General features: G+C 71.7%; 10 protein-coding genes. 6 read left to right on the top strand and 4 right to left on the bottom strand.

Annotation, left to right across the window (positions count from 1 at the left end; all coding sequences use genetic code 11):
- Nucleotides 1-503 precede the first annotated feature (503 nt).
- Nucleotides 504-3,131 (top strand): alpha-glucan family phosphorylase, encoded by a 2,628-nt coding sequence (gene glgP, locus FHS39_RS01025; RefSeq protein ID WP_184345835.1) that lies wholly within the window; start codon nucleotides 504-506, stop codon nucleotides 3,129-3,131.
- Nucleotides 3,132-3,281: 150 nt separating this feature from the next.
- Nucleotides 3,282-3,830, top strand: coding sequence for a hypothetical protein (locus FHS39_RS01020; RefSeq protein ID WP_184345834.1), 549 nt, complete (start codon nucleotides 3,282-3,284; stop codon nucleotides 3,828-3,830).
- Nucleotides 3,831-3,934: 104 nt separating this feature from the next.
- On the opposite strand, the gene FHS39_RS01015 is transcribed toward FHS39_RS01020, so the two are convergent.
- From FHS39_RS01015 to FHS39_RS01005, 3 genes are all read right to left on the bottom strand, one after another.
- Complete coding sequence (locus FHS39_RS01015) at nucleotides 3,935-6,220, bottom strand: M4 family metallopeptidase (RefSeq protein ID WP_184345833.1); 2,286 nt, start codon at nucleotides 6,218-6,220, stop codon at nucleotides 3,935-3,937.
- 271 nt (nucleotides 6,221-6,491) lie between these two features.
- On the bottom strand, nucleotides 6,492-8,285 hold the full coding sequence (locus FHS39_RS01010) for an ABC transporter ATP-binding protein (protein WP_184345832.1): 1,794 nt from the start codon (nucleotides 8,283-8,285) through the stop codon (nucleotides 6,492-6,494).
- Complete coding sequence (locus FHS39_RS01005) at nucleotides 8,282-9,943, bottom strand: ABC transporter ATP-binding protein (RefSeq protein ID WP_246469742.1); 1,662 nt, start codon at nucleotides 9,941-9,943, stop codon at nucleotides 8,282-8,284. The genes FHS39_RS01010 and FHS39_RS01005 overlap by 4 nt, the downstream gene beginning before the upstream one ends.
- Here FHS39_RS01005 and FHS39_RS25630 point away from each other — a divergent pair.
- Nucleotides 9,930-10,058, top strand: coding sequence for a hypothetical protein (locus FHS39_RS25630; RefSeq protein ID WP_281396759.1), 129 nt, complete (start codon nucleotides 9,930-9,932; stop codon nucleotides 10,056-10,058). The genes FHS39_RS01005 and FHS39_RS25630 overlap by 14 nt on opposite strands.
- Nucleotides 10,059-10,145: 87 nt before the next feature.
- Here the strand turns inward: FHS39_RS25630 and glgX are convergent, their stop codons facing one another.
- Nucleotides 10,146-12,335: a glycogen debranching protein GlgX gene (gene glgX, locus FHS39_RS01000; RefSeq protein WP_343069291.1), complete on the bottom strand. Its 2,190-nt coding sequence runs from the start codon at nucleotides 12,333-12,335 to the stop codon at nucleotides 10,146-10,148.
- A gap of 198 nt (nucleotides 12,336-12,533) precedes the next feature.
- Between glgX and FHS39_RS00995 the strand changes: the two genes are divergently transcribed.
- The 3 genes from FHS39_RS00995 (at nucleotide 12,534) to FHS39_RS00985 (ending at nucleotide 16,100) form a co-directional block, all read left to right on the top strand.
- On the top strand, nucleotides 12,534-13,760 hold the full coding sequence (locus FHS39_RS00995) for a L,D-transpeptidase (protein ID WP_184345830.1): 1,227 nt from the start codon (nucleotides 12,534-12,536) through the stop codon (nucleotides 13,758-13,760).
- Between the two features lie 280 nt (nucleotides 13,761-14,040).
- On the top strand, nucleotides 14,041-15,225 hold the full coding sequence (locus tag FHS39_RS00990; RefSeq protein WP_184345829.1) for an Ig-like domain-containing protein: 1,185 nt from the start codon (nucleotides 14,041-14,043) through the stop codon (nucleotides 15,223-15,225).
- A 107-nt stretch (nucleotides 15,226-15,332) separates the two neighbouring features.
- The gene (locus FHS39_RS00985) at nucleotides 15,333-16,100 is read left to right on the top strand and encodes an enoyl-CoA hydratase/isomerase family protein (protein WP_184345828.1); all 768 of its coding nucleotides are present in this window, start codon (nucleotides 15,333-15,335) and stop codon (nucleotides 16,098-16,100) included.
- Nucleotides 16,101-16,351: the final 251 nt, after the last annotated feature.

The raw sequence follows: 16,351 nt of genomic DNA, 5'->3' as shown, positions 1-16,351 counted from the left end.
TTCACTCGGGTGGCCGGAAGGGGGACTGAAGCGGAATACAAGGCGATGAGCAGGGCGACGGACGGACGTCTCGGCATACCGGGTGAGCTTTCCCACCGGCCCCGGCCGGGCATGCCCGTGCCGTATCAACTACTCGTACGTAGTCTCCATGGCGTCGTGCGGGGAAGGCGGCCATTCCTCCGTCACCCGTACGGAGTCTCCTCGCTGGGCCGATCGCGTGCAATGTGACGAAACGGGGTAAGTGGCGGCCGTTCGGGGGAACGGGCGCGCGGCAACGTCTTCCAAGGCCTTAGCGGCATTTGGCCTTAGAGACCGCTGTTGTACGCGCGGCGTATTTCTGCCTAGTACTTTCCGCCTAGTGCGACGGCACCAGCCGGTCCCATCGCCCTCGCACCCCCGCCGGGGGCCGCACGGGGCCGCGGCCGGCAGGCGGATGGGGGCACTTGGCGGGCACTTGGCCGCTTGGCCGCGCACGGGCACGCCGCGCCGCTAACGTCGTCGGGGTGAAGGCCATTCGTCGATTCAGCGTGCGTCCCGTCCTTCCGGAGCCCCTACGACCGCTCAGCGAACTGGCGCGCAATCTGCGCTGGTCCTGGCACCCCGAGACCCGTGAACTGTTCCAGTCCGTCGACCCCGAGGGGTGGCAGGCCGCCGGGGGCGACCCGCTGCGGCTGCTGGGCAGCGTCTCCGCCCCCCGGCTGGCCGCCCTTGCCGAGGACCGCCGCTTCCGGCGGCGCCTGGCCGCGGCTGCCGACGACCTGCAGGACTACCTCGGCGGCCGCCGGTGGTATCAGGAACAGCCTCCGCACCTGCCCGCCGCCGTCGCCTACTTCTCCCCCGAATTCGGCATCACGGCCGCCCTGCCGCAGTACAGCGGTGGCCTCGGCATCCTCGCGGGCGACCACTTGAAGTCCGCCAGCGACCTCGGCGTCCCCCTCATCGGCGTCGGACTGCTCTACCGGCACGGCTATTTCCGGCAGTCCCTCTCGCCCGAAGGCTGGCAGCAGGAGCACTACCCCCTCCTCGACCCCAACGAGCTCCCGCTCACCCTGCTGCGCGAGGACGACGGCACCCCCAGCCGGGTCACCCTCGCGCTGCCCGGCGGCCGCTCGCTGCTCGCATACGTCTGGAAGGCCGAGGTCGGACGGGTGCCGCTGCTGCTCCTCGACTCCGACGTGGAGGACAACGGCCCCGGCGAACGCGACGTCACCGACCGGCTCTACGGCGGCGGCAGCGAACACCGCCTGTTGCAGGAGATGCTGCTGGGCATCGGCGGCGTCCGCGCCGTACGCACCTACTGCCGCCTCACCGGCCACCCCGCCCCCGAGGTCTTCCACACCAACGAGGGCCACGCCGGATTCCTCGGCCTCGAACGCATCCGCGAACTCGTCGCCGAGGGCGCCGACTTCGACGCCGCCCTGGAGTGCGTCCGCGCGGGGGCCGTCTTCACCACCCACACCCCCGTCCCCGCCGGCATCGACCGCTTCGACCGCGAGCTCGTCTCGCGGCACTTCGGCGATGGCGGCGAACTGGCCGGAATCGACGCCGGACGCATCCTGGAGCTGGGCCGCGAGGACTACCCCGGCGGCCGCGAGGACCTGTTCAACATGGCGGTCATGGGCCTGCGCCTGGCCCAGCGCGCCAACGGCGTCTCCACCCTCCACGGCCAGGTCAGCCGGGAGATGTTCGCGGGCCTGTGGCCGGGCTTCGACGCCGAGGAGGTGCCGATCACCTCCATCACCAACGGCGTCCACGCCCCCACCTGGGTCGCCCCCGAGGTCTTCCGCCTCGGCGCCCGGCAGATCGGCGCCGGCCGTGCCGAGGACGCCCTGGCCGTGGGCGGCTCCCAGCGCTGGGACACCGTCGCCGACATCCCCGACGCCGACATCTGGGAGCTGCGCCGCACCCTGCGCGAACAGCTCGTGGAAGAGGTGCGTGAGCGGCTGCGCGCCTCCTGGCGCGAGCGCGGCGCGGGCACCGCCGAGCTCGGCTGGATCGACGGGGTGCTCGACCCCGATGTCCTGACCATCGGCTTCGCCCGGCGCGTCCCCTCCTACAAGCGCCTGACCCTGATGCTCCGCGACCGCGAGCGGCTCACGGAGCTGCTGCTGCACCCCGAGCGGCCGATCCAGATCGTCGTCGCGGGCAAGGCCCACCCCGCGGACGACGGCGGCAAGCGCCTCGTCCAGGAGCTCGTCCGCTTCGCCGACGACCCCCGGGTGCGCCACCGCATCGTCTTCCTCCCCGACTACGGCATGGCGATGGCGCAGAAGCTCTACCCCGGCTGCGACGTCTGGCTCAACAACCCGCTGCGGCCGCTGGAGGCCTGCGGCACCTCGGGCATGAAGGCCGCGCTCAACGGCTGCCTCAACCTCTCCGTCCTCGACGGCTGGTGGGACGAGTGGTACGAGCCGGACTTCGGCTGGGCCGTCCCCACGGCCGACGGCGCCGCCATGGACGAGGTGCGCCGCGACGACGTGGAGGCCGCGGCCCTCTACGACCTGCTGACCCAGCGCGTCGCCCCGCGCTTCTACGACCGGGCCGCGGGCGGGCTGCCGGTCCGCTGGATCGAGATGGTCCGCAGCACGCTGGCCAATCTGGGGCCCAAGGTGCTCGCCGGGCGCATGGTGCGCGAGTACGTCGAGGAGCTCTACGGGCCCGCGGCCCAGGCCCAGCGGGCGCTGGACCCGGTCGCCGCACGTGAGCTGGCCGCCTGGAAGGCACGGGTGCGCGCGGCCTGGCCGGCCGTCGCGGTGGACCACGTGGAGACGGTCTCGGACACCGAGCCGGGCGGCAAGGCGGAGCTGGGCACCACGCTCTCGCTGCGGGTGAGCGTCACGCTCGGCGAGCTGGACCCCTCGGACGTGGAGGTGCAGGCCGTCGCGGGCCGGGTGGACCACTCCGACCGTCTCACCCGCAGCACCGCCTTCCCGCTCAAGCCGGCCGGCGCTCCGTCCCTTGACGGCCGCCGCCTCTACGAGGGCCCGCTCACCCTCGACCGCACGGGACCCTTCGGCTACACCGTCCGCATCCTGCCCTCGCACCGCCTGCTGGCGAGCGGGGCGGAGCTGGGGCTGATCGCGGTCCCGCCGGAGTCGACGGGGGAGGCGGCCGGGGTGCTGATGCGGTGACGTGACCCGCGGCATTCTGTGCGGCCTGGTCAACGGTTGGTCAACCGTCGGCCAGGCCGCGGCCATGGCGGGATATGGATCGCGTATGCCTCTGGCGCCTTGCGGCGAAATGCGCGATTGGGGCGCGCGGGCTTCTGCCTACCGTGCCCTGTGAAAAGAACTGCTGTACGGGCGTCGGTCAGGATCGACCCCCCGAAGGGCCAGGTGCGCTTCGGTGGCGCGTGCCTGCTGCTGATGGGGCTCCTCATCGGCGGCTTCTGTGTGCCCGCCCTCCCGTTCGCCTCCGGCCTCGCCGGGACCCGGGGCACCCTCACCGTGGAGAGCCACCGGGTCAGCTACTCCTCGAAGGGCTCCACCACCTCCTCCGAGGGCACCTTCCGCTCCGACGACGGGAAGATCACCGACCACCGGGCTGAGGTCGACCCGAACTTCGCACTGCTGCGCCGGGTGCCCGTCTCCCGGGCACCGTGGGCGTCGTACTACGTCGTCCACCCGGCGCGTTTCCTCGGTTGGCTGGCGGGGTCGTGCCTCGCGGTGTGCTTCCTGCTCCTCGGGGGGCCGGGACTTGTCTCCGGCAGGCGGTTGAGCCGGGACGCTCCGGCCCCGGGGGCGAACCGGCTGTACCGGATCGTCGCGGGCGCCTTCTACGGTGCTGTCGGCTGCAGTGTGCTGGCGCTGGTCGTCGACCTCGTGACCTGAGCCCCGTCGTCGGCCGGAGACGATGAGACGCCGCCCGGGGGAGTCGGACTCACCCCGGGCGGCGCCTGGTTCGCGTGGTGTACCGGAAGGCTCGATCAGCTCGGTCAGAAGGAGAGCTTCCAGCTGTTGATCGTGCCCTCGTCACCGGAGTAGACGTCCTGCACCTGGAGCTTCCAGGTGCCGGCCGCCGAGACCGCGGAGGCGTCGACGGTGTACGTCTCCTTGACGTCCGCGGCGGAGTCGTAGGCGTCGGAGTCCTTCAGCCGCCACGTCTTGCCGTCCGGGGCGACCAGGTCGATCTGCAGGTCACCGCGGTAGGTGTGGGTGATGTTGACGTCCACCTTGAGCGCCGCGGAGCCGTTGCCGCTGCGGGTGACGACGATCGGCGAGGTCACGGCCGCACCGGCGTCCGGGATTGCCACCGGGGTGGTGTTCTCGAAGACGCTGCCGCCGCCCGAGGTGTTCACGGTCCACTTGAATGAGGCGGTGGCCGTCTTGCCGGCCGCGTCCTTGACCGTGACCGTCACATTGCTGGTGCCGGTGGCGGTCGGGGTGCCGGAGATCAGGCCGGTCGAGGAGTTGATCGACAGCCCGGCGGGCAGACCGGTGGCCGAGTAGGCCAGCGAACCGCCGGTCGTGCTGGTGGCCTTGACCTGGAGCGAGACGGCGGTGTTGACGATCGAGGTCTGGTCACCGGGGCTGGTCACCGAGACGCCGGAGGAGACCCGGCTGCCGACGTTGATGGCCGCCCATGCGTTGGCCGCGTTGTTGTACGTCTCGCTGCCGACGCCGAACAGCTCGCCGGCGGCCCACAGGGTCGCGTCCCGCGCGGTCGCGTAGTTCGTGTTGGACTGCATGCGCTCGCTCAGCGCCTTGTACCAGATCTTCGCGGCGTTGTCCCGGCCGATGCCGGTGACCGGCTGCCCGTCGGAGGTGGGGCTGTCGTAGTGCACGCCGTTGATGTCCTTGGGGCCGCTGCCCTCGGACGCCAGGTAGAACCAGTGATTGGCCGGGCCCGACGAGTAGTGCACGTCCAGGCCGCCGAGGCCGGAGTACCAGCTGTCCTTGGAACGGCCGTCCCGGCTGGGCTTGTCCTGGTAGCGCAGCGGGGTGCCGTTGCCGTTGATGTCTATCTTCTCGCCGATGAGGTAGTCACCCGGGTCGCTGGGGTTGTTGGCCCAGAACTCGACGGCGGTGGCCATGATGTCCGAGGTGGCCTCGTTCAGGCCGCCGGACTCCCCGCTGTAGGTGAGGTTGGCGGTGGCGGCGGTGACGCCGTGCGTCATCTCGTGCGCCGCCACGTCGATCGCGGTGAGCGGCTTCTTGTCGCCCTGGCCGTCGCCGTAGGTCATGCAGAAGCAGCTGTCGTCCCAGAAGGCGTTGACGTAGCTGCTGCCGTAGTGGACCCGGCTGTACGCACCCACGCCATCGCCCCGGATGCCGCTGCGGCCGTGCACGTTCTTGTAGTAGTCCCAGGTCAGCTGCGCGCCGTAGTGCGCGTCGACGCCGGCCGTGGCCGGGTCGCCGACCGTGCCGTTGCCCCACACGTCGCTGGACTTGGTGAACAGCGTGCCGGTCCCGGACGAGCCGTGGTTGAGGTTGTAGGTCTTGTGCCCGCCGCGGGTGGTGTCGTTGAGCTGGTACGAGCCGCCCGACTGCGAGGTGCCGATGGTGACCTGGCCGCTGTACTGGCTGTTGCCGGTGCCCGTCTTGACGCCCTGGAACTGGAAGAGCTTCTTCCCGGTCTTCGCGTCGGTGATGACGTGCAGCTGGTTCGGGGTGCCGTCGTCCTGGAGGCCGCCGACCACCGTCTCGTAGGCGAGGACGGGCGTGCCGTCGGCCGCCCAGATCACCTTGCGCGGAGCGCGGTCGGCCTTGGTGGCCTTGGAGCCCTCGGCCCGCGCGGCCTTGACCGCGTCCTTCTCGGCCGCGGCCGAGGCGAAGGACGGGGTGGTGCTCGCCACGGCGAGCCGGGCCTTGCTGGCCTTGGCCACGGTCTTGACCTTGCCGCCCTTGGTCGCGTCGACCACCAGGTCGCCGCCGAGCACGGGCAGGCCGTCGTAGGTGCGCTCGTAACGGGTGTGGACCGTCCCGTTGTTGTCCTTGACGATGTCCTTGACGGCCAGCTTCTCCTTGGCGCCGAGGCCGAGGGTCTTCGCGGTGTCCGCCTTGGTCGCGTTGGCCTCGCGCAGGAGCTCCGCGCGCTGCGAGGGGGACAGCTTGGCGGGCAGGGCGCCGTTGTCCGCCTTGGCGAGCACCTTGCCCGGGGCGGCCTTGGCGTCGTCCGTGCGGGCGGTGGCCTGGCCGGTCTGGACGCCGACGGCGAGCAGCGCCGTCACGGCGACGAGCGCGCCGGTCGCGGCGGTGCGGCGATGGGGGGTTGGTCTCACTCTGACTCCTTCTGCGGTGGCCGCGTACAGGTGGGCGCGGCCGGTGGGCGGCCGGACGGCGAGAGGGCCGTCCGGGCAGAGCACGGCAGAGCTGTGGAGAAAGGGGGGAAGTGTCGGGCCGTCGCGGGGAGGTGGGGTGTGAGGGTGTGGGGGTGCCCCGCGCCAGTTGAGGTGAAGAGTCCCACCGCCGCCCGGCGAGTGTCAGGGGCGCGTCAACAACTTGGCCGGAAAATGTTCGTTGGCCAAAGATCGATGTCCGTATACCGGGCGTTTACACAAGGCTCTCCCGCCAGGCCCGGTGCAGGTCAGCGAAGCGCCCGTCGCCCGCGACGAGTTCGGCCGGAGTGCCGTCCTCCACCACACGGCCGTCGGCCATCACGAGCACCCGGTCCGCGATCTCCACGGTCGACAGCCGGTGGGCGATCACCACGGCCGTCCGGCCGCGCAGCACCGTGTGCATGGCGCGCTGCACCGCCTTCTCGCCCGGGATGTCCAGCGAGGACGTCGCCTCGTCCAGGACCAGGACCGCGGGGTCGGCCAGCAGCGCCCGCGCGAAGGAGACCAGCTGGCGCTGGCCCGCGGAGATCCGGCCGCCGCGCTTGCGGACGTCCGTGTCGTAGCCCTCGGGCAGGGCGGTGATGAAGTCGTGCGCGCCGATGGCCTTGGCGGCCCGCTCGATCTCCTCGCGGGTGGCGTCGGGGCGGCCGATGGCGATGTTCTCGGCGACCGTGCCGGAGAAGAGGAAGGCCTCCTGCGTCACCATCACCACCTCGCGCCGCAGCTGGGAACCGGCGATCTCGCCGAGGGGGACGCCGTCCAGCAGCACGCGGCCGTGCGTCGGGTCGTAGAACCGCGCCAGCAGCTTGGCCAGCGTGGACTTCCCGGCGCCCGTCGCGCCGACGATCGCGACCGTCCGGCCGGCCCGCAGCGTGAGGTCGAAGCGGGGCAGCACCTCGCCGCCCGTGCGGTAACCGAAGGACACGCCCTCGAAGACGGCCTCGCGGCCCGGCCGGTCCGCGGGACGCGCGGGCAGCGGCACGGGCGCCGTGGGCTCGGGCACCGTGGGGCGCTGGGCGAGCAGGCCCGCGATCTTCTCCAGGGAAGCGGCCGCCGACTGGTAGGAGTTGAGGAACATCCCCAGCCGGTCGATGGGGTCGTACAGCCGCCGCAGGTACAGCACCGAGGCGGCGAGCACGCCCAGGGCCAGCGAGCCCGAGGCCACCCGGTAGGCGCCCCACATCACGATGGCGGCCAGCGCCACGTTGGCCGTCAGGCGGGAGCCGACCACATAGCGGGCCATCTCCAGCATGGCGTCGCCGTTGGCCTGCCGGTGGCGGTGGTTGAGCTCGTCGAAGTGCGCGTCGTTGGCGCGCTCGCGGCGGAAGACCTGCACCGGCCGGATGCCGTTCATGGTCTCGGTGAACTTCACGATGACCGCCGCGATCGCCGTGGAGCGCCTGCGGAAGACCGCCATCGCCCGGCGCCGGTAGGACCGTACGAGCAGACACAGCGGCGCGAGGGAGAGCAGGGCCGCGGTGCCCGTGCTCCAGTCCAGCAGGAGCAGCGTGGCCGAGACGTAGAGCACCGACAGCACGATGCCGACGAGCTCCTGGAGGCCGTCGTTGAGCAGCTCGCGGATGGCCTCGACGTCCGTGGTGGCCCGGGAGATCAGCCGTCCCGAGGTGTAGCGCTCGTGGAAGTCGACGCTCAGGCTCTGCGCGTGCCGGAAGATCCGGCCGCGCAGCTCGAACAGTGCGTCCTGGCCGACGCGCGACGACACCCGTACGAACGCCAGCTGGAGCAGGCCGGAGGCCACCGCGCAGAGCGCATAGCCGACGCCCACGGCGGCGAGCGGCCCGTAGTCGCCGCGGCGCAGGGCGGGGACGGCGCGGTCGATGGCGTACGCGACGAGGAGCGGGCCCGCCTGGACGGCGGCCTGCTGGAGCAGCAGGAGGAGCGCCGTGAGGCGGACCCGGCCACGGACGGGGGCCAGCAGCGAGCGCAGCAGCGCGAGGGAGGCGCCCTTGGGGGCGGGCAGCACGTCGCGGTCGAAGAGGTCGGTCATCGCCGGTGCTCCTGCTCTGACTCCGGGCCGGACATGAGTGAGGCGTACTCCCGGCTGGAACCGAGGAGTTCGGAATGGGTGCCCACCGCGGTGATGCAACCGCCGGAGAGCAGGGCCACGCGGTCGGCCAGCAGCACCGTGGAGGGCCGGTGGGCGACGACGAGGGCGGTCGTGGTCGCGAGGACGTCGCGCAGGGCCGACTCCACGAGGGCCTCGGTGTGCACGTCGAGCGCGGAGAGCGGGTCGTCCAGGACGAGGAAGCGGGGGCTGCCGATCACCGCGCGCGCCAGCGCGAGGCGCTGGCGCTGCCCGCCGGACAGGCTCAGGCCCTGCTCTCCCACCTGGGTGCGGTGGCCCTCGGGGAGGGCGTGCACGAAGTCCGCCTGGGCGACCGCCAGGGCGCGCAGCAGCTCGGCCTCCCGGGCGTCCGCCGCGCCCATCAGGACGTTCTCCCCGGCGGTGGCCGAAAAGAGCGTCGGCTCCTCGAAGGCGACGGAGACCAGCTCGCGCAGCCGCTCCCTCGGCAGCGCGGTGATCTCGGCGCCGTCCAGGGTGATCCGCCCGGCGGTCGCCTCGTGGAGCCGGGGGATCAGCGCGGTGAGGGTGGTCTTGCCGCTGCCGGTGGTGCCGACGAGGGCCATGGTCTCGCCGGTGCGGATGTGCAGGTCGACGCCGCGCAGGACGGGCGGGGCGTCCGCCGGCGCGTCGGGGTAGCGGAACTCCACACCCTCCAGGCGCAGTCCGCCCTCGCGCGCAGCGGCCGGGGCCCGGGAGGCCACGGCGCGGGAGGCGGCGGGGTCGCGGGCGTCCATCACCTCGAAGAAGCGGTCGGTGGCCGTGGCCGCGTCATTGGTCACCGCGAGCAGGAACCCGATGGACTCCACCGGCCAGCGCAGCGCCAGCGCCGTCGACAGGAACGCCACCAGGGTGCCCGCGGACAGCGCGCCGTCGGCCACCTGCCGCACGCCGAGCACCAGCGCCGCTCCGACGGCGAGCTCGGGCAGCGTGATGATCAGCGCCCACAAGGCGCCCAGCAGCCCCGCCTTGTCCATTTCCGTCGCCCGCAAGCGCCCCGCCAGCGCCGCGAAGGCGCCCTCCTGGCCGCGGTGCCGCCCGAACCCCTTGATGATGCGGATGCCGAGGACGCTCTCCTCCATCAGCGTCGTCAGATCGCCCACCTGGTCCTGCGCCGTGCGCGCCTTGCGGGAGTAACGCTCCTCGAAGACCGAGCACACCGCGATCATCGGGACGACCGGCGCGAGCAGCACCAGCCCCAGCATCCACTGCTGCTGGATGAGCACGACGAATCCGACCGCGATCGTGACCGCGTTGACCAGCAGGAACACCAGGGGGAACGACAGGAATATCCGGATCAGCGAGAGATCGCCGGTGGCGCGGGAGAGCAGCTGGCCCGAGGGCCAGCGGTCGTGGAAGGAGACGGGCAGCCGCTGCAGGTGCCGGTAGAGCGCCGCCCGCATGTCCGCCTCGACCCGCGCCAGCGGCCGTGCGAGCAGCAGCCGCCGCACCCCGAACAGGGCGGCCTCCGCGCACCCGAGCACCAGCAGCACCACACCGCCGAGCCACACCCCCGCCGGATCGCGGTCGGCCACCGGACCGTCCACGATCCACTTGAGCGCCAGCGGAATGACCAGGCTCATGCACGAGGCCACCACCGCCACGCACGCGGCCACCGCCAACCTGCCGCGCAGGGGGCGCACATACGGCCATAACCGCACCAACGAGCGCACTGCCGAGCGGCGCTCCGATCGCTGAGGCACTTCCCCGGTTCCGGTCATCAGAGGGAGACTACGGTCCGGCACCGACAACGCCCACCGGGATTTTCTGCCGAGGACTTCCGGCCTAGGACGCAGGTGTCTGCGCCCGCCACACCTGCACCGAGCGCCCCCGGACGATGACGCGGCCGCCCGCCGGGCGGCGGACGCGGGGGGCCGCGGACTGGTCCTCCAAAGCGGTGTTGACCAGGAGGGCGTACGACTCGGCCCAGGGCGGGCCCGGCAGGGTGAAGCGGATCGGGCGGGGCCCCGCGTGCAGGACGGCCAGGAGGCTGTCGTGGGTGCGGGGGGTGCCGTGCCGGTCGTCGGGAAGGTCGAGGCCCGAGAGGTACATGCCGAGGGTGGTGGCACTGGCGTACCAGTCGGCCTCCGTCATCTCCGTGCCGCCCGGCGTGAACCAGGCCAGATCCCGCACCCCGTCCGCGCCTCGCGGGCGGCCGGTGAAGAAGGCGCGGCTGCGCAGGGCGGGATGGGCGCGGCGCAGGGCGAGCAGCCGGGCGCACAGGTCGGTCAGGGAGCCGTGGCCGGTGTCCGCGGGGGGCGACCAGTCGACCCAGCCGGTCTCGTTGTCCTGGCAGTAGGCGTTGTTGTTGCCGCCCTGGGTGCGGCCCATCTCGTCGCCCGCCACCAGCATCGGCACACCGGTCGACAGCAGCAGCGTGGCCAGCAGGTTGCGGGCCTGCCTCCTGCGCAGGGTCAGCACGGCCTCGTCGTCGGTCTCGCCCTCGGCGCCGCAGTTCCACGAGCGGTTGTCGTCCCTTCCGTCCCGGTTGCCCTCGCCGTTGGCCTCGTTGTGCTTGCGGTCGTAGCTGACGAGGTCGCGCAGCGTGAATCCGTCGTGCGCGGTCACGAAGTTGACGGAGGCACAGGGGCGGCGGCCACCCCACCCGAAGAGGTCGCTGGAGCCGGAGAGCCGGTAGCCCAGGTCCCGTACGTCCGGCAGGGCGCTGCGCCAGAAGTCACGCACCGCGTCGCGGTAGCGGTCGTTCCACTCGGCCCAGAGAGGGGGGAAGGCACCGGTCCGGTAGCCGCCCGGGCCCACGTCCCAGGGCTCGGCTATCAGCTTGACCCGCCGCAGCACGGGGTCCTGGGCGACGACCGACAGGAACGGCGCGAGCATGTCCACGCCGTCCGCGGTGCGCGCCAGCGCCGCCGCGAGGTCGAAGCGGAAGCCGTCGACGCCCATCTCCGTCACCCAGTACCGCAGCGAGTCGGTGATCATCCGGAGCGCCTGCGGCTGGACGACGTGGAGGGTGTTGCCGCAGCCGGTGTAGTCGGCGTAGCGGCGGGGGTCCGCCTGCAGCCGGTAGTAGCGGCGGTTGTCGATGCCTCTCAGGGAGAGCATCGGGCCCAGCTCTCCGCTCTCGGCGGTGTGGTTGTAGACCACATCGAGGATGACCTCGATGCCGGCCGCGTGCAGGGCCCTGACCATCTGTTTGAATTCGCCGACCTGCTGGCCGCGGGTGCCGTAGGCCGCATATGAGGCGTGCGGCGCGAAGTAGCCGACCGAGTTGTAGCCCCAGTAGTTGCGCAGGCCGCGCCGCAGCAGGTGGTCCTCGTGGGCGAACTGATGCACCGGCAGCAGCTCCACGGCCGTGACGCCCAGCCGCAGCAGGTGTTCGACGGTCGCCGGGTGCGCCAGCCCCGCGTAGGTGCCGCGCAGCCGCTCCGGGACGCCGGGGTGACGCATGGTGAAGCCGCGGACGTGCAGCTCGTAGACGACCGTGTCGGGCCAGGGCGTACGGGGCCGGCGGTCGTCCGACCAGTCGTCGTCATCGGCGACGACCACGCCCTTGGGGACGAAGGGCGCGGAGTCCCGCTCGTCGCGGACGGTGTCGGCGATGTGCTGCTGCGGCCAGTCGCGCACGTGCCCGTACACCTCGGGGGGCAGCCGGAACTCGCCGTCGACCGCGCGTGCGTACGGGTCGAGCAGCAGCTTGGCCGGGTTCCAGCGGGCGCCCGTCCAGGGGTCCCAGCGGCCGTGGACGCGGTAGCCGTAGTGGCGGCCCGGCAGGACGCCGGGCAGGAAACCGTGCCATATGCCGTGCGTCAATTCCTTGAGGGGATGACGTGTTTCACCCGCATGGGGCCCGTCGTCGTCATCGTCATCGTCGAACAGGCACAGCTCCACGGCCTCCGCGCCGCCCGCCCACAACGCGAAGTTCGTCCCGGCCGCGCTGTCGGAGCCCGCCGTGAACGTCGCCCCGAGCGGTTCCGGGCTGCCCGGCCACACCTCTTGCACCGCTGCGCTCGACACGTGTTCGCCTCCGGCGGCTCTCGGGTGGCGCGCCGGGCACCCGGCTTCCCGGGACCGGGTGTCTGGCGATTTCGTCCTTCTCCCCGTTCTTCCCAGATCCACGCATGCGCTCACACGTGTGATCGGGTGCAGCAAGCGAGTGCAGCCACGTTTCCCGCGGCGGAGCGCGTCGTTGGGAGCAATGTGACACTTGCACGCATGCGCCCGGTTCGGCGGCCGGCCCTCGCGGCGCGACTGGCCACCTTGGTTGCCTTGGTCGCGCTCGCCGGATGCACCTCCGTGGCCCCGAGGACCGCGGTCACCGACGACGCGCGCCCGTCGGGCGAGCTGATCCGCGTCCTGCCGCGCGACCGGGCGGAAGGTGTGCAGGCCACCGACCGCCTGGAAGTGCGCGCGCCGCGTGGCCGGCTGGAGGGGGTGCAGGTCACCGAGGTGCACCAGGGCATCAGCCGGACCGTGCCCGGCCGCATCTCCGCCGACGGCCACGACTGGCGTCCGGAGTCCGCCGGCGACGCGCCCCGCCTCGGCTCCCGCTACACCGTCGACGTGGTCGCCCGGGACCCCTCCGGACGCCGCTCCCGGCGGCACACCGGGTTCAGCACGTACGCGCCCTCCCAGCGCTTCATCGGCTACTTCACGCCCGAGCCGCAGTCCACCGTCGGCACCGGCATGATCGTCTCGTTCTCCTTCGACCGGCCGATCGCCGACCGGGCCGCCGTCGAACGCGCCGTCCGCATCACCGCCCGGCCGGCGACCGAGGTCGTCGGCCACTGGTTCGGCAACGACCGCCTCGACTTCCGCCCCCGTCACTACTGGCGCGCGGGCACCCGGGTGACGATGGATCTGCGGCTGCGCGACGTGCGGGGCGCGGAGGGCGTGTACGGGCTGCAGCGCAAGACCGTCGCCTTCACCGTCGGCCGCGACCAGACGAGCACGGTGGACGCGGCCGCGCACACCATGAGGGTCGTGCGCGACGGCAAGCCGCTGGCGATCCTGCCCATCACGGCGGGCGCGCAGGGCACCGAGACCTACAACGGCAAGATGGTCATCAGCCAGAAATTTAACGTTACCCGGATGAATGGGAACACCGTCGGCTTCGGTGGCGAATACGACATCTCGGATGTGCCGCACGCGATGCGGCTGACCGCCTCGGGAACGTTCCTGCACGGCAACTACTGGGCCGGGCCGGGGACGTTCGGGGTGCTCAACACCAGTCACGGCTGCATCGGCCTGCGCGACGAGCAGGGCGGCAACCCGTCCAGTCCGGCGGGCTGGTTCTACGGCTCGTCGCTGGTCGGGGACGTGGTCGAGGTGGTCCATTCCGCGGAGCGGGTGGTCGCGCCGGACAACGGGCTGAGCGGCTGGAACATGCCATGGGGGGCCTGGCGGGCGGGGTCGGCGCTCGGGGGCGGCGGAGCCCGGTAGTCACCCCGTCGGCTGACGGTCCGTCGGGGAGTTGACGGCGGCCGGAAACTACCGCTTCACTTCGGCCATCGCCTTCACCACAGGCGCACGGTTCGTATCACCTCTCCCATTCGGGACTGAACGGTGACATTCGATAGGTCAGCGATGTCGGTGACGTGTGGTTATCTATCGACAGGCGCTCGACAGCGCTCAGGGGGCGCCGCGTGGCCGCGGGCCGTGCGAGGGGAGACGGATCGTTTTGAACGTGCAGCCGATATCGAGGAGCCGGGGCCGTCGTGCTGTGTTGCCGGCGCTGCTGCTCGGGTCGGTGCTGACGCTCGTCAGCGCCTGTGGTGGCTCGGACAGCGGGGGCAAGTCCGGCAGTGCGAAGGCCGCTGACGGCCCCTCGCAGGCCGTGGTGGAGATATCCGTCAAGGACGGCGCGAGCGACGTCGCGACCAGCGGCTCCCTGAAGGTGACGGCCCAGAAGGGCAGCCTGACCTCCGTCAAGGTCGCCGACGCCAAGGGCAACCCGGTGGACGGCAAGATATCCGGCGACGGCTCCTCCTGGGAGCCGTCGGGACACCTGGGAGCCTCCACCAAGTACGCCGTGGACGCGATCGCCAAGGACAAGGAAGGCCGCCAGTCCGCCAAGCACGCGGCGTTCACCACCCTCACCCCGCAGAACACCTTCGTCGGCTACTTCACGCCGGAAGACGGCAGCACCGTCGGCGTGGGCATGCCGGTGTCGCTCAATTTCAGCCGTGGCATCACCGACCCCAAGGCCGTCGAGAAGGCGATCAAGGTCACCGCCGAGCCCTCCGTCCCCATCAAGGGCCACTGGTTCGGCAACGACCGCCTGGACTTCCGGCCCGAGAAGTACTGGGCGGCCGGCACCAAGGTCACCATGACCATGAACCTCGACGGCGTCCAGGGCCGTGAGGGCGTCTACGGCACGCAGAACAAGACGGTGAAGTTCACCGTCGGCCGCAGCCAGGTCAGCACCGTCGACGCCGCCGCCCACACCATGAAGGTCGAGCGCGACGGCAAGCTCCTCAAGGACGTCCCGATCTCCGCCGGCGGCCCGGGCCACTCGACGTACAACGGCCAGATGGTCATCAGCGAGAAGTACGAAGTCACGCGCATGGACGGCCGCACGGTCGGCTTCGGCGGCGAGTACGACATCTCGGACGTGCCGCACGCGATGCGCCTGTCCACCTCCGGCACCTTCGTGCACGGCAACTACTGGTCGGGCGAGGGCACCTTCGGCTCGGAGAACGTCAGCCACGGCTGCGTCGGCCTGTTCGACCAGCGGGGCGGCGGCGACTCCTCCACCCCCGCCGCGTGGTTCTACAACAACTCCCTCATCGGCGACGTCGTCATCGTGAAGAACTCCGACGACAAGACGATCGCGCCGGACAACGGCTTCGGCGACTGGAACCTGTCCTGGGCCGACTGGTCCAAGGACGCCCCGCAGGACAGCTGAGCCCCGGCTGCCCGCCTAAGGGCCGCTGACCGAAAACGCCTCCGCCCCGGTGCACTGTGACCAAGTGCACCGGGGCGCACGTTGTTAACCGCAGCTAACCTGCTGTCATGACTGTGCATCTTGAGGTCGCCGAAGGCGTCGGCACCATCCGCCTGGACCGGCCGCCGATGAACGCGCTGGACACCGCCACCCAGGACCGGCTCCGCGAGCTCGCCGACGAGCTGACCCGGCGCACGGACGTCCGTGCCGTGGTGATCTGGGGCGGCGAGAAGGTGTTCGCGGCCGGCGCGGACATCAAGGAGATGCGGGAGATGGACCACGCCGCCATGGTCTCCCGCTCCCGCGGCCTGCAGGACTCCTTCACCGCCGTGGCCCGCATCCCCAAGCCCGTGGTCGCGGCCGTCACCGGCTACGCCCTCGGCGGCGGCTGCGAGCTCGCGCTCTGCGCCGACTTCCGGATCGCCGCCGACAACGCCAAGCTCGGCCAGCCCGAGATCCTGCTCGGCCTCATCCCGGGCGCGGGCGGCACCCAGCGCCTGGCCCGCCTGGTCGGCCCGTCCAAGGCCAAGGACCTCATCTTCACCGGCCGTCAGGTCGACGCCGCCGAGGCGCTCGCCCTCGGCCTCGTCGACCGGGTCGTCCCGGCCGCGGAGGTCTACGAGCAGGCGCACGCCTGGGCCGCCCGGCTCGCGGCCGGACCGGCGATCGCCCTGCGCGCCGCCAAGGAGGCGGTGGACACCGGCCTGGAGACCGACATCGACACCGGACTGGCCATCGAGCGCAACTGGTTCGCCGGGCTGTTCGCCACCGAGGACCGCGAGATCGGTATGCGCAGCTTTGTGGAGGACGGTCCGGGGAAGGCCAAGTTCAGCTGATCCGACGGCGGTTGGGGGCATTGCTCCCATGGGGGCGTACACCGGCGGTTGCCTCGTGCGGGGGAATTCTGTCAGGTGTGCGCACCCGCCCGCACGCCCCTGTGCCATGGCCTGGACGATCTTCCGTGCCCCCTGGGTCGCCGCAGGTCAGTTGAGGTGCCGCGGGGGCAACGGGGCCACTGGCATATGTCGGCGGGGGCGCGCGGAAGCCTCGCCTCCGCTGAATCGAATCCCGAGGTTCCACTCCGTGG

Source organism: Streptomyces olivoverticillatus (assembly GCF_014203555.1).
GTDB classification, from domain to species: Bacteria; Actinomycetota; Actinomycetes; order Streptomycetales; family Streptomycetaceae; genus Streptomyces; species Streptomyces olivoverticillatus.
Note: the sequence above shows the minus strand (reverse complement) of the source record. Positions and strands in the feature narration are given on the sequence as shown.